17 protein-coding genes are annotated in these 19,392 nt (G+C 70.2%); 4 read left to right on the top strand and 13 right to left on the bottom strand.

The genetic code is table 11. The annotated features are described in order from the left end of the window. Positions 1–88: 88 nt before the first annotated feature. The 6 genes from VPH46_RS03660 to ubiG form a co-directional block, all read right to left on the bottom strand. Positions 89–3,673, bottom strand: a complete 3,585-nt coding sequence (locus VPH46_RS03660) for an ABC transporter permease/M1 family aminopeptidase (RefSeq protein WP_416608981.1) — start codon at positions 3,671–3,673, stop codon at positions 89–91. Between the two features lie 13 nt (positions 3,674–3,686). After that, positions 3,687–4,589, bottom strand: a complete 903-nt coding sequence (locus VPH46_RS03655; protein WP_416608979.1) for an ABC transporter ATP-binding protein — start codon at positions 4,587–4,589, stop codon at positions 3,687–3,689. A 78-nt stretch (positions 4,590–4,667) separates the two neighbouring features. Next, positions 4,668–5,798: a glycosidase gene (locus VPH46_RS03650; protein WP_416608977.1), complete on the bottom strand. Its 1,131-nt coding sequence runs from the start codon at positions 5,796–5,798 to the stop codon at positions 4,668–4,670. Then, positions 5,795–6,553, bottom strand: a complete 759-nt coding sequence (locus VPH46_RS03645) for an SDR family oxidoreductase (protein WP_416608975.1) — start codon at positions 6,551–6,553, stop codon at positions 5,795–5,797. The genes VPH46_RS03650 and VPH46_RS03645 overlap by 4 nt, the downstream gene beginning before the upstream one ends. Positions 6,554–6,617: 64 nt before the next feature. Further along, complete coding sequence (locus VPH46_RS03640; RefSeq protein WP_416608973.1) at positions 6,618–7,031, bottom strand: DUF1810 domain-containing protein; 414 nt, start codon at positions 7,029–7,031, stop codon at positions 6,618–6,620. A 4-nt stretch (positions 7,032–7,035) separates the two neighbouring features. Then, positions 7,036–7,788 carry a bifunctional 2-polyprenyl-6-hydroxyphenol methylase/3-demethylubiquinol 3-O-methyltransferase UbiG gene (gene ubiG, locus VPH46_RS03635; RefSeq protein WP_416609277.1) on the bottom strand — a complete coding sequence of 251 codons (753 nt, stop codon included), beginning with the start codon at positions 7,786–7,788 and terminating at the stop codon, positions 7,036–7,038. A gap of 61 nt (positions 7,789–7,849) precedes the next feature. Between ubiG and VPH46_RS03630 the strand changes: the two genes are divergently transcribed. After that, positions 7,850–9,103, top strand: a complete 1,254-nt coding sequence (locus tag VPH46_RS03630) for an aspartate kinase (protein WP_416608970.1) — start codon at positions 7,850–7,852, stop codon at positions 9,101–9,103. A gap of 13 nt (positions 9,104–9,116) precedes the next feature. Here VPH46_RS03630 and VPH46_RS03625 read toward each other — a convergent pair whose 3' ends face one another. Then, positions 9,117–9,533 carry a secondary thiamine-phosphate synthase enzyme YjbQ gene (locus VPH46_RS03625; protein WP_416608968.1) on the bottom strand — a complete coding sequence of 139 codons (417 nt, stop codon included), beginning with the start codon at positions 9,531–9,533 and terminating at the stop codon, positions 9,117–9,119. 47 nt (positions 9,534–9,580) lie between these two features. Between VPH46_RS03625 and VPH46_RS03620 the strand changes: the two genes are divergently transcribed. Then, positions 9,581–10,612, top strand: a complete 1,032-nt coding sequence (locus VPH46_RS03620) for an NAD(P)H-dependent flavin oxidoreductase (protein WP_416608966.1) — start codon at positions 9,581–9,583, stop codon at positions 10,610–10,612. Positions 10,613–10,741: 129 nt separating this feature from the next. Here VPH46_RS03620 and VPH46_RS03615 read toward each other — a convergent pair whose 3' ends face one another. Further along, positions 10,742–11,764: a polyprenyl synthetase family protein gene (locus VPH46_RS03615; protein WP_416608964.1), complete on the bottom strand. Its 1,023-nt coding sequence runs from the start codon at positions 11,762–11,764 to the stop codon at positions 10,742–10,744. Between the two features lie 108 nt (positions 11,765–11,872). Between VPH46_RS03615 and VPH46_RS03610 the strand changes: the two genes are divergently transcribed. Further along, positions 11,873–12,154 carry a chorismate mutase gene (locus VPH46_RS03610; RefSeq protein WP_125960230.1) on the top strand — a complete coding sequence of 94 codons (282 nt, stop codon included), beginning with the start codon at positions 11,873–11,875 and terminating at the stop codon, positions 12,152–12,154. Between the two features lie 3 nt (positions 12,155–12,157). Further along, positions 12,158–13,270: a glycosidase gene (locus tag VPH46_RS03605; protein ID WP_416608962.1), complete on the top strand. Its 1,113-nt coding sequence runs from the start codon at positions 12,158–12,160 to the stop codon at positions 13,268–13,270. A gap of 306 nt (positions 13,271–13,576) precedes the next feature. Here the strand turns inward: VPH46_RS03605 and VPH46_RS03600 are convergent, their stop codons facing one another. From VPH46_RS03600 to VPH46_RS03580, 5 genes are read right to left on the bottom strand one after another with little or no spacing between them, the layout of a single operon-like run. Next, positions 13,577–13,927 (bottom strand): hypothetical protein, encoded by a 351-nt coding sequence (locus VPH46_RS03600; protein ID WP_416608960.1) that lies wholly within the window; start codon positions 13,925–13,927, stop codon positions 13,577–13,579. 4 nt (positions 13,928–13,931) lie between these two features. Next, the gene (locus VPH46_RS03595) at positions 13,932–17,345 is read right to left on the bottom strand and encodes a chromosome segregation SMC family protein (protein WP_416608958.1); all 3,414 of its coding nucleotides are present in this window, start codon (positions 17,343–17,345) and stop codon (positions 13,932–13,934) included. 27 nt (positions 17,346–17,372) lie between these two features. Then, on the bottom strand, positions 17,373–18,104 hold the full coding sequence (locus tag VPH46_RS03590) for a thioredoxin domain-containing protein (protein ID WP_416608956.1): 732 nt from the start codon (positions 18,102–18,104) through the stop codon (positions 17,373–17,375). Positions 18,105–18,133: 29 nt separating this feature from the next. After that, entirely contained in the window at positions 18,134–18,817 is a 684-nt protein-coding gene (locus VPH46_RS03585; protein WP_416608954.1) for a DsbA family protein, read from the bottom strand. Further along, positions 18,817–19,374: a DUF721 domain-containing protein gene (locus VPH46_RS03580; protein WP_416608952.1), complete on the bottom strand. Its 558-nt coding sequence runs from the start codon at positions 19,372–19,374 to the stop codon at positions 18,817–18,819. Before VPH46_RS03580 ends, VPH46_RS03585 begins: the two co-directional genes overlap by 1 nt. Positions 19,375–19,392: the final 18 nt, after the last annotated feature.

Genomic DNA, 19,392 nt, shown 5'->3' with positions numbered 1-19,392 from the left:
GGAAAGGCGTGGCGCCTATCCCGAACGCGCGCAATTGTCAATTTTTTCAGGCGCTCCGCCGGGGGAGCGCCCCCCGGCGGACCCGCCCCTACTCCACCGCCCCGACATTGTCGTCGCTGTTGCGGTCGATGTACTTGTTGTACGGATCGACGCCTGCGAACGCCGGCTGCTTCGCCGTCACCAGCCGCAGCTGCTGCACCCCGCTGCGGATCGGCCGCCGCTCCATCACCAGCACATCGCCGCGATCGAACGATCCCAGCCCCGGGCGCGCGGTGAACAGCCCCACGTCGATCTGGTCGTCCAGCGCCGCCTGCGTCTCCTTGCCGCGCCCATCGGCATAGGCCTTGCCGCCCTCGATCGTCAGCACCGTCTCATACCGGCCATCGGGCAGCTTGCGGGTCTTGGCCCCCTTGAGCTTGAGGTCATAGAGGGTGATGCGGTCGAACAGGTCGTCCACCAGCTGCCGCTCGCCGGCGTTGCGCGCCAGTCCGCGGAAGCCGTCGACCAGCTCCATCGCGTTGGCATAGGGCGCACCCTTGAACCGGTGGCGGTCGAGCAGCGTGCGCAGCATCGCGTTCACCCGCTCCTCGCCCAGCCGGTCCTGCAGCAGGTACAGCACCACCGCGCCCTTGCGGTAGTGGATGTACCCCTGGTTCTCGACCCGATCGAGCGGCAGCTCCTCGATCGCCTCGCTGCCGCGCGAGCGCAGATAATTGTCGAGCTCGTACTTCAGGAAGCGGCGGATCTTATCCTCGCCGTACAGGTGCTTCATCACCATCAGCGCCGAATATTGCGCCATGGTCTCCACCAGCACGGTGCCGCCCTGCTGGTCCGCGCTGATCAGCTGGTGCGCCCAATATTGGTGGCCCAGCTCGTGCGCGGTGACATAGGTGACATAGTCGATCTCGTCCGGATCGCGCGTGTCGGCGATGAAGCCGATCTTCTCCGAGTAGGGCACGGTGCCCGCGAACGCCTGGGCGAAGCTGTCATAGCCCGGGAACTCGATGATGCGGGCATAGGTGAACTGATAGGGCCCGAACGCCTTGTCGTAATAGCCGAGCGACAGCTTCATCGCCTGGAGCATCCGGTCCACGTTGAAGCCGTGGTTCGGCTGGTAATAGACTTCCAGCTGCACCGGCCCCTGCCGGTCCCGACGCACCGCATAGTCGGCGGACTGGACCGAGAAGAAGGCCAGGATCGGCGCCGTCGAGACGAAATGCGCGGTCCGCCGCCCGCCCTGGGTCGTGTCCGAAACCCGCCGGCCGGGCGCGATCGGCACCTGCGGCGCATCGGTGGTGACGGTAATGTCCGAATTCACCCAGTCGGAATTGGCCAGATAGTTGCGCTGGCGGGCCGAGAGGTCCTCCAGCTTGGCCATGCGCAGCTCCGACGGCAGGCCGTAGCGGCGGCGGGTCACCCGATCGGTCAACAGCCCTGCACGGTTCATCCCCAGCTGCGGCGCGAAGTCGAAGTTGTTGAGGAAGCTGCCATTGGCCACCAGCCGCGTATCCTCGCCGGTGGCGCGGAACCCGCGCTGCGACCGCTCGGTGCGGAACTGCAGCGTGCCGGTCGCACCCGGCGCCAGCGGCTGGCCGAAGCGATACAGCCGGTACTGGAACTCCGTGTCGTTGCTCACCAGCCTGGCGCCCGGCACGGTGACGGAGGCGAGCCTGGTGTCCGCATCCGGCAGGCGCACGTGCAGCGTCTCGATCGGCCGGCCGCTGTCGTTCACGAAGCGATAGAGCCCGTCGACCGCCATCCGCCGCTCGGACGGATGCAGGTCGATCGCCAGCCGAACGTCGGTGAGCGAAGGCTGCGCGACGTTCTCGTAGCGCAGGTACTTCTTTTCATACTCCGCCATCCGCTGCTCGTTGGCGTCGCGGGTGCGGTATGCGTTGAGGACGTTGGTGTTGTAGAAGATGAAGGCGCCGACCCCCACGAACGCCACCAGCGCAACGCCGATGATGACCCCCGGCACGCCGCGCAGGCGCGCGGGCACCCGCCGCAACCGCGGCAGCAGCCGGGTCTCGGTGCCGCGCCGCCACAGCAGATGGGCGAGCGTCGCCAGGATCACCGCCGCGGCTCCCCAATAGAGGCGCACCCACCAGGCGGCGGCACCGCCGACCTGGTCGCCATTCATGTCGGACAGCTGCGGCGTCGGCCCGCCGCCATAGAGATAGAGCGGATGCTCGTAGCCCAGGTTGCTAAGCGTCAGCGTGGCCACGATGTAGACGACCATGATCGCCCAGCCGACGTATTTGTTCGGGCTGAGCGCCTGGACGAACACCGAAAGGATCGCCAGCAGCACCATGTCCACGGTCTGCGGCAGCAGGTACCAGCGCCAATATTCGGCGAGCGACACCTCGCCGCCGCCGCGGATCAGCTGCACCAGCATCGCCGCCACCGCCGCCGCCAGCAGGGTGGTGAACAGCACCCCCGTCACCGCCAGCGCCTTGGGCACCATATAGGCCCAGTTGGGCAGCGGGGTCGCGTCGATGATCTCGTGGATCTTGCGGTCGCGGTCGCGCCAGACCAGCTCGCCCGCATAATAGATGGCGATGATGATCGGGATCAGCCCGAAGCCGCCGGTCAGCGTCTCGATCAGCGCAAAGGTGAGCGGTCGCGCCGGCGTGCCATAGATCTCGCCCGCGAACAGCAGCGCGCCGACCGTGTTGAACAGGCCGACGACCAGCAGCACCAGGAAGGCGGGGCTCCGGAACACCTGCGCCATCTCGAAGCGGCACCGGGTGAGGAGGCGCGCCCAGGTCGCCCCGTCCGGCTGGGGCGCGGGCAGCCGATCGACCAGCCGCGGCGCGGTCTGGCCCAGCTTCGCCTCGCGCCGCGCCTGTTTGCGCAAGCGGCGCTTGGAGATGCCGCGCTCGGCAAAGCGGAACCGCCCCACGGCAAAGCCCAGCGCCGCCAGGGCGACACCGATCCAGATCAGTCGGTTGGCAAGCAGCGCACCGTCCAGCGGCGGCAGGATCGCGTTGCGCTCCGCCGCGGTGAAATAGCGGGTCGCGTTGCTGATCGCGGCGACGCCGAAGGGTTCGACATAGGCCGCGACCTGCCGCCACTCCGGCTGCTGCCCGATCATGGTGCTCATCACGGCATAGAGGACCAGGAAGACGATGACGCCGACATAGCTGCCCATCATCGATCGCGTGACCGTCGCCACCGCAAAGAAGATCGCCGCGGTAAGGAACAGGTTCGGCAGCGCCACCACGAAATAGGCCCAGGCGAAGGCGGCGGGGATCGTCGGCCCCAGCCGCTCCGGATCGATCCAGGGCATCAGCGACCCGACCCAGATCGCCAGCGGAATCGCCAGGAACGCCACCGCCGCGGCCAGGAAGGCGCCGGTGAAGCGCCCCATCAGATACTGGAACCGGGTGACGCGCGTCGTGCGCACCATCGGGCCGAAGCCCGATTCATCGTCGCGCACCACCACGTTCGCGACGAACGCAGTCGTCACGAACATGAAGAACAGCGAAAAGATCGCGTGGATTTGGACGATGGCAAAGGGGCTGTTGGCGTGGACGTTGCCGCCCGCGCCGATCTGGATGTTCTCGCTCGCGACCGACCCGAAGGTCAGCAGGAAGAACAGCGCCGCGACGACCCAGAACACCGGGCTGCCGAATTGGTAGCGGAGTTCGAACCCCGCGATCTTGGCGAACATGGACGCCCTCCCCTCAGGCCGCGACAGCGGCGGCGGTGTCGACGGGGCGGCGGGTGCGCGCCAGGGTCGCAAAGTACACGTCCTCCAGCCCGCCGCGCACCGGCTCGAAGCCGTTGCCCGGATCGACCTCGGACAGGATGTGGACGATGGTGCGCCCCGCAAACAAGCGGGTGGAGATCAGTTCGTACCGCTCCCGCACCTCGGTCAACTCATCGCGTCGGATCGCCTTGGCCCAGACGGTGCCGCGCGCCTGCTCGATCAGTTCCAGGGGCGCCCCCTCCAGCCGGATCTTGCCCGCGGCCAGCACCGCCATGCGCGGGCAGAGATCCGCCACGTCCTCGACGATGTGGGTGGAGAGGATCACGACAACGTTCTCGCCGATCTCGGCCAGCAGGTTGAGGAAGCGGTTGCGCTCCTCCGGGTCGAGGCCGGCGGTCGGCTCGTCGACGATGATGAGGCGCGGGTTGCCGATCAGCGCCTGGGCGATGCCGAAGCGCTGGCGCATGCCGCCCGAAAAGCCCGCAATCGCCTTCTTGCGGACGTTCCACAGATTGACCTGGTTGAGCAGCGTCTCGACCGTCGCCTTCCGGTCCGCAGCAGAGGCGATGCCCTTCAGCACCGCCATGTGGTCGAGCATGTCGTAGGCGGAGACGCGCGGATAGACGCCGAAGTCCTGCGGGAGGTAGCCCAGCGTCTCGCGCAGCCGCTCCGGCTCCGCGATCACGTCGATGTCGCCAAAGGTGATGCTGCCGCTGGTCGGCGTCTGCAGCGTGGCAACGGTGCGCATCAGCGTCGACTTGCCCGCCCCGTTCGGCCCCAGCAGCCCGAACATGCCCGTCGGCACCGACAGGCTCACGTCATCCAGCGCGCGCGTCCCGTTGCCATAGACGTGGCTGACGTTGCGTAGCTCCAGCATTCTCAATTCCCCTCACCCCGAGGAGAGGATGCTAGCGCGGTGTCCTATTACACTAAAGCAGTTTTTTGGGCCGTCGTGTCAGGCGAACACCGACTTCGGAATATGCGTGATCCGACACGCCAGGTCCGCCTCCCCGGACGCGACCACATAGACGTCGCCATGCTCGGCGATGCCGGTGGTGAACACCACGTCGCGCACGTACATCTGGTCCTCCAGCGGCCGGGTTAGCTCCGGATTGGCCTCCAGCAGCGGCGGGTGCTGGGTGGCGACGGTACGGCTCGGATCGTCGGCGTCCAGGATCGTCCAATAGGTGCGATAGATGCCGACGATCTCGTGCGGCTCAACCCCGTGCCACAGGCTCAGCCAGCCGCGCTCGGTCCGGATCGGCGGGGTGCCGCCGCCCATGCGCGCGGTGGCGACCGTCGCGGCGTGCGGGCGGATGCCGGGCTTGCGGCACGGCTTCCAGTGCAAGAGGTCGGGCGAGGTCGCGAGGTTGATCGACGGCCCGGCGCGCCACTCGCTGTCGGGCGGATAGGCGAAGTACAGGTCGCCCAGCGGCCGGGTCTGCGCCCAGTAGCGGCCGTCGACCTGGCCCTCGAAGATCAGCATGTCCTTGTTCTGGTGGTCGAGCACCATGTCCTCGACCCGCCAGTCGAGCCCATTTTCCGAACTGTACAACGTGGTCGAATGCCGCTCCGGGCTCACCGAACAGGTGGTCATCGAATAGCGACCATCGACGCGGCTGATCCGCGCATCCTCGACGCCATAGCATTGCCAGCTACCTTGCGGCGCCACCGCCCGGTCATAGTGCACGGCGACCACCTCCAGCCCGTCGGGCGAGAGTTCGACCGGCAGCAGCCACGACAGCGAGGTCAGCGCCATCACCCGCCACTTGTTGCCCTGGAGCAGGAACTTGCGCGGATCGGCGGTGTCCGCATGCTCGAGCGGCCAGCCGTCGAGCACATAGCGGCCGGAGCTTCCCTCCTCGCCTTCCCAGCGGATCGCATGGACCTTGCCCCCGCGGATCGGCTTGCGCAGCGCCTCGGCCACCCGAACCATCATCAGCAGGTTGCCGCCCGGCAACCGAGTCAGGCCCGGATTGAACGCCCCCAGCACATAGGTTTCGGCGTCGAGATGCCCCGCGAGCGGCGACCGTGAAAGGTCCACGTCGTCGGGGGTGAAGACCAGCCGGTCGACGTCGAAGTTCATTCGGCCGCCTGCGCGCGCGGCGTAATCACCACCTGCTGCACGACGGTGCGGCGCGGCTGGGTGAGCATGTAGTGGACGCCTACCGCGATATCCTCGGCGCGCAGCATGGTCTCCTCGCGGATCTGCTCGCGCTGCTTCTCGACCGGCACGTCGGGCAGCTGCATGTCGGACCCGGTCTTGCCCGGCTCCACCAGGCCGACCCGGATCCCCTTCGGCCCCAGCTCCCGCCGCAGCGCCTCGGAGAAGCCGGCGATGCCCGCCTTGATCCCGGCGTAGATGGTCGAACCGGGGCCGAGCACATGCGCGCTCATCGATCCCACCAGCACCAGGTCACCCTCGCCTTCCAGCAGATCGGCCGCGGCGTGCGAGCCCAGCAGATAGGCGGTGAAGTTGAGCGCGATCGCATGCCGCAGCTCCGCCTCGCTCGTCTCCGATATACCGGACGCGGCGACGGCGGCGTTCAGCACCACGGCGTCCAGCCCGCCCAGCCGCTCGCGCGCGATCTCCAGGAACCCGCGGGCATGGTCCGGCTCCGCCAGGTCGAGCACCGCACCATCGCCCTCGCCCACCTCTCGGATGCGGGCGAGCGCATCGGCCAGATGGTCCGAATCGTGCCCGCACACGAACACCTGCGCGCCTTCCGAGGCGAGCAGCACCGCGATCGCGCGGCCGATGCCGGTGGTGCCGCCGGTGATCGCCACCCGCCTACCGGCAAGCGATAGGACCTGAGTATGGGCGTCTCGAATGTCGGTCATGCGGGCTCCTTGGCGCGTTGCCCGCAAACAAAGGATCGCGCCGCGCGAAGTTCCCGCGGCCGCGTCAGCCGATCCGGCGCACCGTCTCCGGATCGCGCTGGCCCGAGAAGAAGGCCTCCAGCACCGCCGCGAACACCGGCTCCTCCGGCGCCACCGCCTCGAACAGGGTCATCGAGGAACGTAGCTTGATGGCATCGATCCCGCCCAGCATCGCCTCGGCCGACCGCCCACGATGCGCGAGCAGCGCCGCCGCCGCTTCGCGCAGCCGGGCTCCCAGCAGCGGATGCGCGAGATAGGCCCGCGCCTCGGCCACATCCGAAATCGCATAGAAGCGCGCGGTCTCGCTGCGGCCGAGCCCGGCGATCTGCGGGAACACGAACCACATCCAGTGGCTGGTCTTGCGCCCTGCCTTCAGCTCGGCGAGCGCCTGCGCCCACACGCCCGCCTGCGCCTCCACGAAGCGGTCGAGCGCTGCCACCGCCTCAGCCCCTCCAGGCGGTCACGAGATAATCGAGCCGGGTGTCGTTGGAGATGGTGAAGCCGCGCGACGCCGAGAAGGAAAGCCCGCGCACCTCGCCCACCGTCAGCCCCTCGGCCCGGAGCAGCGCGGTGAGCTCGTCCGGGGTCAGGAACTTGTCCCAGTCGTGCGTCCCGCGCGGGATCGCGCCCATCCCTTCCGCCAGCGTGATCATCGCCAGCCGCGACAAGGGCGTGCGGTTGGGCGTCGACACCACCATCAACCCGCCCGGCGCCAGTGCCGCCGCGAGCCCGGCCACGAATCCGGCAGGATCGGCGACATGCTCGATCACCTCCAGCGAGGTGACCAGGTCGAACTGCCGCCCCGCCACCGCCTCAACGCCGCCGGCCACATAGTCGATCGCGAGCCCCTGCGCCTCGGCATGCGCCCGCGCCGCGCCAATGTTCTCCGGCGCCGCATCGACCCCCGTCACCGCCGCGCCCAGCCGGGCGAGCGGCTCAGCGAGCAGTCCGGCGCCGCAGCCGACGTCGAGCGCGGTCTTGCCGGCCAGCGGCGTGAATCCTTGGGCCTCACCATCCCAATGCGCGTCGATCGCCTGGCGCAGGAAGCCCAGTCGCGCCGGGTTGAGCCGGTGCAGCATCGCCGAGGAGCCATGCGGGTTCCACCAGTCCGCAGCCAGCTTGCCGAAATGCGCGGCCTCCGCCGCCACCACGCTGCCGTTCGCTGCCCGCGCTTCGGGCGCCGCGTCGCTTGCCATAACCATGACGCCTCCCTATCAGCGCAACCCGACGTTCCCAAGGGGGTGAGGCGCTCGGTACATGGCACGCATCGTGATGAAGTTCGGCGGCACCTCCATGGCCGGGATCGAGCGCATCCGCAGCGTCGCCCAGCGCGTGAAACGCGAGTGGGAAGCCGGCAACCAGGTCGCCGTCGTCGTTTCCGCCATGGCCGGCGAGACCGACCGGCTCGTCAATTTCTGCCGCGAAGCCTCCTCGCTCTACGACCCGCGCGAATATGACGTGGTGGTCGCCTCGGGCGAGCAGGTGACGAGCGGGCTGCTTGCGATCGCATTGCAGGCGATCGGGGTGCCCGCGCGCAGTTGGCTCGGCTGGCAGCTGCCGATCCACACCTCGGACGCCCATGCCTCCGCCCGCATCGGCGAGATCGACACCCAGGCGCTGCTCGCCGCCACGGCCGGCGGCGAGGTCGCGGTGATCCCAGGCTTCCAGGGGCTGGCGGACAATGGCCGGGTGACGACGCTCGGCCGTGGCGGATCGGACACCTCGGCGGTCGCGGTGGCGGCGGCGATGAAGGCGGACCGCTGCGACATCTACACCGACGTCGACGGCGTCTACACCACCGACCCGCGCATCGTGCCCCGGGCACGCAAATTGAAGCGCGTGACCTATGAAGAAATGCTGGAGCTCGCCAGCGTCGGCGCCAAGGTGCTGCAGACGCGCTCGGTCGGGCTCGCGATGAAGGAAGGGGTCCGCGTCCAGGTGCTCTCGTCCTTTGCTGACGCGGATGCGGCGGCGGAACCGGGCACGATGATCGTGGGCGAAGAGGAAGTGGACGACATGGAACGCCAGCTCATTACCGGCATCGCGCACGACAAGAACGAGGCCAAGATCACGCTGACCGAGGTGCCCGATCGCCCGGGTGCAGTGGCGGCCATCTTCGGCCCGCTCGCCGACACCGGCATCAACGTCGACATGATCGTGCAGAACGTGGCGCACTCGACCGGCTCGACCGACGTCACCTTCACGATCAACCAGGCCGAGCTTCCCCGGGTGCTCGACGTGCTGGATCGCGAGAAGGGCAAGATCGGCTACGACCGGCTGGTCCACGACACCCGCGTTGCCAAGATCTCGGTCGTCGGCGTCGGCATGCGCAGCCATGCAGGCGTTGCCTCCACCATGTTCAAGACGCTGGGCGACCGCGGCATCAACGTGCAGGCGATCACCACCTCGGAGATCAAGGTCAGCGTGCTGATCGAGGAAGACTATACCGAGCTGGCGGTGCGCGTGCTCCACACCGCCTATGGCCTGGACGCGGAGGACACCGCCGCCTGACCGGGCGGCGAGCTCACTCCCCCAGCAGGTGCAGCGCGATCCGCCGCCGATGCGGCGCGCGGCGGTGCTCGAACAGATAAATCCCCTGCCAAGTGCCGAGCACCGGGCGGCCATTCGCCACGGGAATCGACAGCTGCACCCCCGTCAGCGCCGTGCGCAGGTGCGCAGGCATGTCGTCCGGCCCCTCGTCGTCGTGCGCATAGCTGCGGTCCTCGGGCGCGATCCGTGCGAAATAGGCCAGGAGGTCGTCGCGTACCTCCGGCGCCGCATTTTCCTGCACCAGCAGCGATGCCGAGGTGTGCCGGCAGAACAGCGTCAGCAGCCCGGTCGCCATGTCCTGCTCGGCCACCCAGCCGCACACCTCGCGCGTCACCTCCACCAGCCCCTGCCCCCGCGTGGGCACCTCCAGCTCGCCGATCGCCTGCCGCATCGCTTGTCTCCTTTGCTCAACGCCATCCGCTACGCTAGGGGCGCGAAATGACTACCACTTCCTCCGTCGGCGCCGAGCGCCTCGCCCGTCGCATGGCCCGCGGCGCCGCCTTCCTCGGCACCGAGACCGCTATCCTGTGCGGCGCCATGTCCTGGGTGTCCGAGCGCAACCTCGTCGCCGCCATCTCCAACGCCGGCGGGTTCGGCGTGATCGCGTGCGGCGCGATGACGCCCGAGCTGCTCGATGCCGAGATCGCCGCCACCAGGGCGCTCACGGCCAAGCCGTTCGGCGTCAACCTCATCACCATGCACCCGCAGCTGATGGAACTGATCGCAGTGTGCGCCCGCCACCAGGTCGGCCATGTCGTGCTCGCGGGCGGGCTTCCGCCGGCTGGCAGCCTCGGCGCGATCAAGGCGTCGGGCGCCAAGGTCATCTGCTTCGCGCCGGCTCTGGCGCTTGCGAAAAAGCTGATCCGCTCCGGCGTCGACGCGCTGGTGATCGAGGGGATGGAGGCCGGCGGCCACATCGGCCCGGTCTCCACCAGCGTGCTCGCGCAGGAAATGCTACCCGAGATCGCCGAACAGGTCCCGGTATTCGTCGCCGGCGGCATCGGCCGCGGCGAGGCGATCGCCGGCTATCTCGACATGGGCGCCGCCGGCGTCCAGCTCGGCACGCGCTTTGCGTGTGCGACCGAGTCGATCGCGCATCCCAATTTCAAGAAGGCGTTCTTCCGCGCCTCCGCCCGCGATGCGGTCGCCAGCGTCCAGATCGACCCGCGCCTGCCGGTGATCCCGGTGCGCGCGCTCAAGAACGCCGGCTCGGAGCTGTTCACCGCCAAGCAGCGCGAAGTCGCCCAGTCGCTTGACGAAGGCGCGCTGGCGATGGCCGAGGCGCAGCTCCAGATCGAGCATTACTGGGCGGGCGCGCTGCGCCGTGCGGTGATCGACGGCGACGTCGAGCATGGCAGCGTGATGGCCGGCCAGTCGGTCGGCATGGTCAAGACCGAGGAGCCGGTCGCCGAGATCATCGCCACGCTGATGGAAGAAGCCGCCTCGGCGCTGGAGAAGCGGGCGGCGTAAGGGCCGCTTCCTCCCCCCTCCGAACCGTACCCGGGCGGAGGCCGGGGTCCAGTTGGGAAGGCTCGGCGGATGAAGCCGCCTGCATCGGCCGCTATCCCACCTGGGCCCCGGCCTCCGCCGGGGTACAAGTTAGTACGCCCGTGCGACCGCGAACTCGACCGCCTCGACCATCGCGTCCTTGGCCGCGCCGTCGGCAAACGGCGCCAGCGACTCGATCGCGCGCTGGCCATAGTGGCGCGCCCGCGCCATCGTGTCCTCGACAGCGCGGCTGCCGCGCACCAGCTCGATGGCATGCGCGAAGTCGGCATCGCTCGCGCGCCTGCCTGACACCGCGTCGCGCCAGAAGCCGCGTGCCGCCTCGTCCCCGCGCGCATAGGCGAGGATCACCGGCAGCGTCATCTTGCCCTCGCGGAAGTCATCGCCCGCGTCCTTGCCCATGGTCGACGCGTCCGAGACATAGTCGATCGCATCGTCCACCAGCTGGAACGCGATGCCCAGGTTGCGGCCATAGGCGTCGAGCGCCAGCTCCTCCGCCTGCGGCCGGTCGGCGACCACCGCGGCGATGCGACAGGCGGCGGCGAACAGCGCGGCGGTCTTGGCGCCGATGATGTCGAGGTAGCGGTCCTCGTGCAGGTCGACCCGGCGCACGGCGGTCAGCTGGTTGACCTCGCCTTCCGCGATCACCGCCGAGGCGTTCGACAGGATCTTGAGCGCGGCCAGGCTGTCGGCCTCGACCATCAGCTCGAACGAGCGGCTGAACAGGAAGTCGCCGACCAGCACGCTCGCCGGATTGCCCCAGATGATGTTGGCGGTGCGCTTGCCGCGGCGCAGGTCGGAGCCATCGACCACGTCGTCGTGGAGCAGCGTTGCGGTGTGGATGAACTCCACCGCCGCTGCGAGCAGGTGGTGGCGCGTGCCGTGGTACCCCAGCAGCTGCGCGCTCGCGAGCGTCAGCATCGGGCGCATCCGCTTGCCGCCGCCCGAGATCAGGTGGCCGGCCAGTTCCGGGATCAGCGGGATCTTGGATTGCATGCGATCGACGATCACCGCGTTGACGGCCGCCATGTCCCCGGCGACGAGCGTCATCATCGGATCGAGCGACGGGTCCTTCACGCGACCGGTCGGGGTGAGGCGGTGTACGGTGGCACTCATGCCCGGCCGATGTGGCTGCATCGCGGGACGAACGCAAGGCCGGCGGGCTTGCGCATGCCCGAAAGCGACGCGAAAAGCGCCCGCGCGCGCACCAAGGGAGGGAATAGGATGACCGACGACACGCTGGCCCGCTATCGCCAGAGCATCGACAACATCGACGCCGCCCTGGTGTTCATGCTGGCGGAGCGCTTCAAGGTCACCCAGGCGGTCGGCCGCTACAAGGCGGAAAAGGATCTTCCCCCCGCCGATCCCGGCCGCGAGGAACGCCAGATCGCCCGGCTGCGCGCGCTCGCCCGCGACGCCGACCTCGACCCGGAATTCTCCGAGAAGTTCCTGCGCTTCATCATCGAGGAAGTGATCCGCCACCACACCCGGTTCCAGGCGAGCTGAACCATGGCGGACGACCGGATCGTCTTCGCCCCCGACGACATCGATCTTTCCCGCTCGCCCCTTCGCCGCGGCATCGCCGAGCCGACCTTCGTGCTCGGCGCCTTCAACCCCGGCCTCACCCGCCTCGCCAACGGCAATCTGCTGCTGATGGTGCGCGTGGCCGAGGCGCTGGCCGAGCCGATCCGCGACGGCCAGGTCCGCTCGATCCGCTGGACGCCCGCCGGCTACCGGCTCGACGCCTTTGACGCCGCGGGTGCAGACGTGGCCGACCCGCGCTTCTTCGTGCTCTCTGGCGGCGCCTATCCCTTCCTGGGGCTGACCTCGCTGTCGTGGCTGCTGCCCGTCGAGCTCGACCCGGAAGGAGAGCGCATCGTCGCCGTTCATTACGACCGCGCGATCGAACCCGATGCGCGCCACGGCGAATACGGCATCGAGGACCCGCGCATCGTCCGCATCGGCGATCGCTGGTGGATGACGGTGTGCGCGGTGTCCGGCGGGCGGCTGTGCACCGCCATGTACGACTCCGACGACGGCCTTGCTTGGCGCTCCCACGGAATGGTGCTCGACCACGGCAACAAGGACATGATCCCGTTCGAGGGCACGGTCGGTGACCGCCACCTCGCCCTTACCCGGCCGCTGTCGGACGCCTGGTTCGCGATGCCGCCCGACGACGCCGATGCCGGCGGCCCGGCGATCAACCTCGCGACCTCGCCCGACATGCTGCACTGGCGCCCGGTCGCCGACTTTGCGATCCGACCGCTGAAGGCCGCGGCCGCTTCCAAGCTCGGCGGCGGCACCCCGCCGGTGCGCACGGTCCGCGGCTGGATGCTGCTCTACCACGGCGTCGAGAAGCAGGGCGCAGTCGGCGTCTATCGCACCTATCGCGCGCTGCTCGACGGCGACGATCCCACCCGCATCCTGGAGCGCGAGGAGACGGTGCCGGTGCTGGAGGCCGCGCCCGACCTAATCGCGCCGTTTGCGCACCAAGCCTATCTGCCGCAGCCGGTGGTGTTCACGACCGGCATCGTCGACGCCGGCGACGCCTGGCTCGTCGCCTCGGGCGAAGCCGACCTCGCCTGCCGCATGACGCGGTTTCCAAAGGCGCGGCTGGCATAGGCTCCCACGGAGGGTACCGTACCCCGGCGGAGGCCGGGGCCCAGTTGCGATGGCCCATCAAGGGCCGGCGCACCTCACCAACGCCCCCCAACTGGGCCCCGGCCTCCGCCGGGGTACGCGGATGCAGGCCTGCGGAGCCTTCAATCCGGAACCGTGCTCCCGCGCAGGCGGGAGCCCAGGGCGTCATCCACCGCAAGCGGTTGTTCTGCTTGGCCCCGGATTCCTGCGTGCGCAGAAATACCGCAGTAGCTGACGCACGGATCGGACGTTTACAAAGGTTTCGCTCCCGAAGGAGCAGGCCATCGCCTACCCGGCCTTACGATACGCTCCGCGCAGATTCTCCGTCGGCACCAGCGCGCCGTCCTTCTCGATCCGCAGTTGCATGCGCGCAAAGATCGATTCCATGCCGTTCTCCGCCAGCATGCCCGGATCGGCCACCAGCGTCAGCGTGTCGCCGCTGCGCGTCCAGCTCCCCTCCACCGCCAGGTCCAGCGCGCCATAGGCCAGGAACCACCGGTAGCGGCCGTCGCCGCGCAGCAGCAGCTCCGATCCCACCTCGGTCATACCCGACAGATAATAATGCCCGGGCAGCCCCTGCGGCGCGGCCACGACCGCGGCCGGGACCATCAGCAATCCGGGGAACACCCAGCGTCTCATGCCGCTACTCCGCCGCCAGCAAGGTCTCGGCCCCGCGCAGGTCCACCGACACTAGCCGGCTCACCCCCTGCTCGACCATGGTCACCCCGAACAGACGGTGCATCCGGCTCATCGTCGCCGCATTGTGGGTGACGATCAGGTAGCGCGTCTCGGTCTCCTCGGTCATCCGCTCGAGCAGATCGCAGAAGCGATCGATGTTGGCATCGTCGAGCGGCGCGTCGACCTCGTCAAGCACGCAGATCGGCGCCGGGCTGGTCAGGAACAGCCCGAAGATCAGCGCCACCGCCGTCAACGCCTGCTCGCCGCCCGACAAGAGCGTCAGCGACTGGAGCCGCTTGCCCGGCGGCTGCGCCAGGATCTCCAGCCCCGCCTCCAGCGGATCGTCCGAATCGACCAGCGCCAGATGCGCCTGACCGCCGTTGAACAGCGTGCCGAACAGCCGCTGGAAATGCTCGTTCACCGCATGAAAGGCCGCGAGCAGCCGCTGCCGCCCCTCGCGATTGAGGATGCCGATCGACCCGCGCAGGCGATTGACCGCCAGCTCCAGCTCGGCGCGCTCGCGGTCGCCGCTCGCGCGTGCGGCATCGAGTTCCGCCAGCTCCCGATCCGCAACCAGGTTCACCGGCCCGATGCGCTCGCGCTCCGCGGTCAGCCGGTCGTGCGCCGCCGCCTCGGCCTCGGGCGTCGCCACCTCGGCGCTCTCGAACTCCAGCCGCTCCGGCAGCAACGGCGGCGGGCATTCGAAGCGTTCACCCGACAGCCGCGCCGTCTCCACCCGCCGCTGATCATAATTCTCCGCGCGCGCCGCCGCGCCCGCACGCGCCTCACGAGCCGCAGCCAGTGCCTCGCCGATCGCCCGCAGCGCCGTGTCCGCCGCACGTAGCGCCTGTTCGGCGGCATGTTCTTCGCGCTGGGCGGCGTCCACCGCCTCGCGCGCCCCCAGCAAGGCCGCCGTCACCGTGTCGATCTCCAGCGACAGCGCATCCGGCCGCCCGGCGATCGCGTCGCGCTCGCGCGCGCTGTCGGCGGCGCGCTTGTCGAGATCGGCGATGCGCCGCACCGCCTCGCCTGCGCGCTGTTTCCAGCCCTTGGCCTCCGCCGTCGCCGCCGTGATCCGCGCCCGCGCTGCCGTGGCCGCCCGCTCGCGTTCGGCCGCCGCCGCGCGTGCGTCCGCCACCCCGCCGCGCCGCGCCTCCGCCTCGGCCGACAGCCGAGCGACCTCCGCCTGAGTCCCGCTCCCGTCCGGCAGCGCCGCCACCGCCGCTTCCGCCCGGGTCGCCTCGCCCACCGCCTCTTCCAGGTCGAGCGCCGCCCGGCGCTGGCGTGCGGCGAGATCGGCGCGCTGCGACTCCGCGCGCTCGATCGCCGCGGTCGCCCGGTCCTCCGCGCGCGCCGCCTCGCGCGCGGCCGCTTCGTGCGATTCCACGCTGCGCCGCGCGTCGGCCGCCTGCGCCTTCGCCGCGCGTATCGCCGCTTCCGCGTCGGTGAGCGCCGCCGCCGCCTGCTCGACCGCCGCTGCAGCCTGCGGACGCGCCGCCGCGATCGCGCGCAGGCGGTTCGCGCGCTCCAGCCGCTCTGCCGCAGCCGCGCCGCCGCCTGCCACCGCGCGGAACCCGTCCCAGCGCCGAAGCGCGCCGTCGAGCGTCACCAGCCGCTGGCCCACCGCCAGTGCAGTGCCGGTGTCGGCCTCGCACACGAACACCTGGCCGAGCCTCCGCGCGAGCACCTCGGGTGCCACCACCTGCCCCGAAAGCCGGGAAACCCCCGGCGGCGGCGACGGGTCGTCCCGTGTCGCCTCGGCCCCGCCCCAATAGCGCTCGTCCGCCGCATCGAGCCCAGCCTCGACATCGTCGCCCAGTGCCGCCGCCAGCGCGCGCTCATAGCCGGGCGCCACCTCCAGCCGGTCGAGCAGCCGCTCGCGCCCGCCGCGCCGCTGCGCGCGCTCCAGCGCCGCCGCTTCGCCATCGAGCGCGGCCAGTTCCGCTGCCGCGGTCGCCCGCGCCGCCTGCGCAGCCTCGCGCCGGCCGGCCTGCGCCCGCTCTTCCGCGTCCGCCGCCGCCAGCGCCGCCCGCGCCTGCTCGATCCCGCCGAGCGCCTTGTCCCGCGCCTCCGCCGCCGCCGCGCGCGCGGCGTGGAGCGGCGCCGCATCGGCCAGCGCCGCCAGTTCCGCCGCAATGCGCCGCTCGTCGCGAGTCGCGCGCTCCAGCCGGGCCTGCGCCGCCTGCAGTGCCGCGCGCGCGACACGCACGTCGGCGAGCTCGCTCGCCTGCCGCGCGAGTGCCTGGGCAAGCGCCACCTCGGCATCGCGACTCGCCTGCTCGGCCGCCGCCAGCGCCGCCGCCAGCTCCGGCAGCGCCGCATCGGCCGCCGCCGCCTCGCCCTCCAGCGCCTTGCTCTCGGCCGCAAGTCGCGCGAGCGCCTCGGCCGCATCGCTCGCGAGCGCGCCCTCGCGCCCGCGATCCTCGGCAATGCGCGCGATCGCAGCCTCCAATTCGCGCAAGCGCCGTTCGGCAGCCCCGCGCTGCGCCACCAGCGCCTCGCGCCGGTGCGTCGCCTCCGACAGTGCGTCCCGCGCCGCCTGGGCACTGCTGCGGTGGGTGGCGAGCGCCGCCACCGCCGCCGTCTGCGCCGCTTCCGCTGCCGCCTGTTCGGCCGTGCGGCTCACCACCAGCGCGTCCGCGTCTTTCGACTCCGCCCGCGCGGCATCCGCGGCCGCCGCCGCATCGCGCCAGCGCGCAAAGATCAGCCGCGCCTCCGCCACCCGGATGCGGCCCGACAATTCACGATAGCGTTCCGCCTGCCGCGCCTGCCGCCTGAGCTGCGCAATGCGGCCGTCCTGGTCCGCCAGCACCTCGGCCAACCGCGCCAGATTCATCTCGGTCGCGCGCAGCCGGTTCTCGGCATCGCGCCTGCGGACGTGAAGCCCGGCGATCCCCGCCGCTTCCTCCAGCATCGCGCGCCGCTCGGCCGGCTTGGCGGAGATGACGGCGCTGATCCGGTTCTGGCTCACCAGCGCCGGCGAATGCGCGCCGGTCGCGGCGTCCGCGAACAGCAGCGCCACATCCTTGGCCCGCACGTCGCGACCGTTGATCCGATAGGCGGAGCCGGCACCGCGCTCGATCCGGCGGACCACCTCCACCTCTTCGCCCTCCGGCCCGACCTCGTCGGCCAGGATCGACACCTCGGCGAAGTCGCGCGGTGGGCGCGTCGCGGTGCCGGCGAAGATCACGTCCTCCATCGCCGCCCCGCGCATCGACCGGGCGCTATTCTCGCCCATGGTCCAGCGCAGCGCCTCGAGGAGGTTCGATTTGCCGCAGCCGTTGGGGCCGACCACGCCGGTCAGCCCCGCTTCGATCACCAGGTCGGACGCGTCGACGAAGCTCTTGAAGCCGGACAGGCGCAGCCGCCGGATCCGCATCGCCGCACGCGCCCCGTTAGTGGGCGATCAGGCGCCGGCGTCCCGCAGCGCCGCCTCGACCTGCGTCCAGTTCACCGCGTCCAGCTTGTTGTCGTTCAGGAAGAAGCTGGGCGTGCCCGTCACCTTGTCGGCGGCGTCCTCGGTGATCTTGACGAGCGCCTCCAGCCCCTTCTGGTCGGCCAGGCACTGGCGCGCCTTTACCTCAGGGATGCCGCGCTGCTTGACGAAGTCGATGTAGCCCAGCTGCTGCGCCCACAGCGACACCGCCTGTGCCGGCGGCATCTGCTGCACCTGCGCCTGGAAGCTTTCCGGCAGCGCCTGGAGCTTGTCCAGCACCGCATTCTGATTGGCGTACATCTGGTCCAGGATCGGGAAGAACGGCCCCGTCCCGCCGCAGCGGCCGAGCAGGCCGGCGGCAAGATCCGGCGCGCCATGCACCGCGAAGTCGCGGAATTCGTAGGAGACCTTGCCGCTCGCGACATAGGTGTCCGCCAGCGCCGGCACCGAGTCGCGCCCGAACTGGCCGCAGGTCGGGCAGGTGCGCGAGCCATATTCGACCAGCTTGATCGGCGCATCCGGGTTGCCCATGCGATAGCCGCCCTCCGGCGTCACCGACACCGTCTCGGCCCAGCTCGTGCCGGCCGGTGCCGCCACTGCCGCGACCTTCTGCGCGGGCGCGCCGCTGTTGCCGGAGCCCGCGTCCCCACCACCGCAACCGGCGAGCAGGAGAAGGGGCAGCAGGGGGAGAGCGATACGCATGATATTGGCTCCGTGAAGAGAAAGGGGGTTCAGCGCTGCAGCGCCTGGCGCAGCGGGGGCTCGACCTCGGCCCAGCTGTTGGCAGCGAGCAGATTGCCGTCGATCTCGAAGCTCGGCGTGCCCTGGATGCGGCCCTGGACCTTCTCGGTCGCCGCGACCAGTTCGCCGCGCGCGACCGGATCGACCAGGCAGCGGTCCGCCTGCTGCGCGGAAAGCCCGCTGCGCGTCATCAGCGCGGTCAACCCCGAACCCGCGGCGATGCGCCGCAGCCGTGCCTCGAGCGTCGTCGCGCCCTTGAACGAATCGGGCTTGGCCTGAAACGCCATCGCCTTATCGAGCAGCGCCTTCTGGTTGGCGAAGATCAGCGCGTGCTGGCGCGCGAACCGCGCCGTCCCGCCGCAGCGCGCAAGCAAGGCGCTCGCAAGGTCCAGCGGATCGCGCACGAAGTTGCGGATCTCCACCCGGACCTGGCCGTTGCGGACCAGCCCGTCGTGGAGCGGCGCCTTCGATTCCTCGATGAAATGGCCGCAGTGCGGGCAGGTGTAGCTGACATATTCGACCAGCGTGACGCGCGCCTTGGGGTTTCCGATCTGGAAACCGCCGCTTGCCGCCTTGACGGTCACCGTGCGCCAGTCGCGTGCCGGCTGCGCCTCCGCGCCGCCTGTCATCACCAGCCCCGCGAGCACACCCGCGAGCACCCCCAGCAACCGCATCAACGAACCTTTCCCAGAACCGGAATCGAAAGCGGCGTCGGCGGCGCAGCGACGCCGGCCGCCAATGCCGAAAGCACGGCCTTCAGCTCCGGGTCGGCGATGGTGCGCAGGCTGTCGCCCAGCTCGGCGGGCACGTGCGTCGGCTGCGGCCGCGGCGGCGCGACCCGCTGCGCGCGGCGAACGTCGCCTTGCCGGAATGCGATGCGGCCGACCGCGGCATAGCCGAAGAAGCGGTTCACCCGCTCGACGATCTCGGGGCCGATGTGCTGCATCATGGTGACGTGCGCGCCGTGCACCACCAGGGTCAGCACCCCGTCGGTGCGCTGCCCCTGCGGGAAGCGGATCGATTCGGGTGCCGAGACGCGTGCGTAGCGCTCGCCGACGATCTCGGGCCAGCGGCTCACGACCGCGCTCTGGATGAAGCCGAACTTGCGGAACGCCGCCCGGCCGATGTCCGGCAACAGGTCCGCCACCGCGCGCGCATAGCCGTGGCGCTTCGGCTCCTCCTTGGGAGGCCGGGCCTTGGTGGCAGTGGGGGCTTTGGGGGGCGTCGTCATGGAGGCTTCCCCATGCCA

Source organism: Sphingomonas sp. MJ1 (PH-R8), from assembly GCF_048058635.1.
In the GTDB taxonomy this organism is placed as follows: domain Bacteria; phylum Pseudomonadota; class Alphaproteobacteria; order Sphingomonadales; family Sphingomonadaceae; genus Sphingomonas.
The sequence above is the reverse complement of the archived record's forward strand: the minus strand, read 5'-3'. Positions and strand labels throughout refer to the sequence as shown.

Coding starts and splice junctions, on each gene's coding strand:
- VPH46_RS03660 (WP_416608981.1), bottom strand. CDS start 3,673: ATGTTCGCCAAGATCGCGGGGTTCGAACTCCGCTACCAATTCGGCAGC.
- VPH46_RS03655 (WP_416608979.1), bottom strand. CDS start 4,589: ATGCTGGAGCTACGCAACGTCAGCCACGTCTATGGCAACGGGACGCGC.
- VPH46_RS03650 (WP_416608977.1), bottom strand. CDS start 5,798: ATGAACTTCGACGTCGACCGGCTGGTCTTCACCCCCGACGACGTGGAC.
- VPH46_RS03645 (WP_416608975.1), bottom strand. CDS start 6,553: ATGACCGACATTCGAGACGCCCATACTCAGGTCCTATCGCTTGCCGGT.
- ubiG (WP_416609277.1), bottom strand. CDS start 7,788: ATGGCAAGCGACGCGGCGCCCGAAGCGCGGGCAGCGAACGGCAGCGTG.
- VPH46_RS03630 (WP_416608970.1), top strand. CDS start 7,850: ATGGCACGCATCGTGATGAAGTTCGGCGGCACCTCCATGGCCGGGATC.
- VPH46_RS03625 (WP_416608968.1), bottom strand. CDS start 9,533: ATGCGGCAGGCGATCGGCGAGCTGGAGGTGCCCACGCGGGGGCAGGGG.
- VPH46_RS03620 (WP_416608966.1), top strand. CDS start 9,581: ATGACTACCACTTCCTCCGTCGGCGCCGAGCGCCTCGCCCGTCGCATG.
- VPH46_RS03615 (WP_416608964.1), bottom strand. CDS start 11,764: ATGAGTGCCACCGTACACCGCCTCACCCCGACCGGTCGCGTGAAGGAC.
- VPH46_RS03610 (WP_125960230.1), top strand. CDS start 11,873: ATGACCGACGACACGCTGGCCCGCTATCGCCAGAGCATCGACAACATC.
- VPH46_RS03605 (WP_416608962.1), top strand. CDS start 12,158: ATGGCGGACGACCGGATCGTCTTCGCCCCCGACGACATCGATCTTTCC.
- VPH46_RS03600 (WP_416608960.1), bottom strand. CDS start 13,927: ATGAGACGCTGGGTGTTCCCCGGATTGCTGATGGTCCCGGCCGCGGTC.
- VPH46_RS03595 (WP_416608958.1), bottom strand. CDS start 17,345: ATGCGGATCCGGCGGCTGCGCCTGTCCGGCTTCAAGAGCTTCGTCGAC.
- VPH46_RS03590 (WP_416608956.1), bottom strand. CDS start 18,104: ATGCGTATCGCTCTCCCCCTGCTGCCCCTTCTCCTGCTCGCCGGTTGC.
- VPH46_RS03585 (WP_416608954.1), bottom strand. CDS start 18,817: ATGCGGTTGCTGGGGGTGCTCGCGGGTGTGCTCGCGGGGCTGGTGATG.
- VPH46_RS03580 (WP_416608952.1), bottom strand. CDS start 19,374: ATGACGACGCCCCCCAAAGCCCCCACTGCCACCAAGGCCCGGCCTCCC.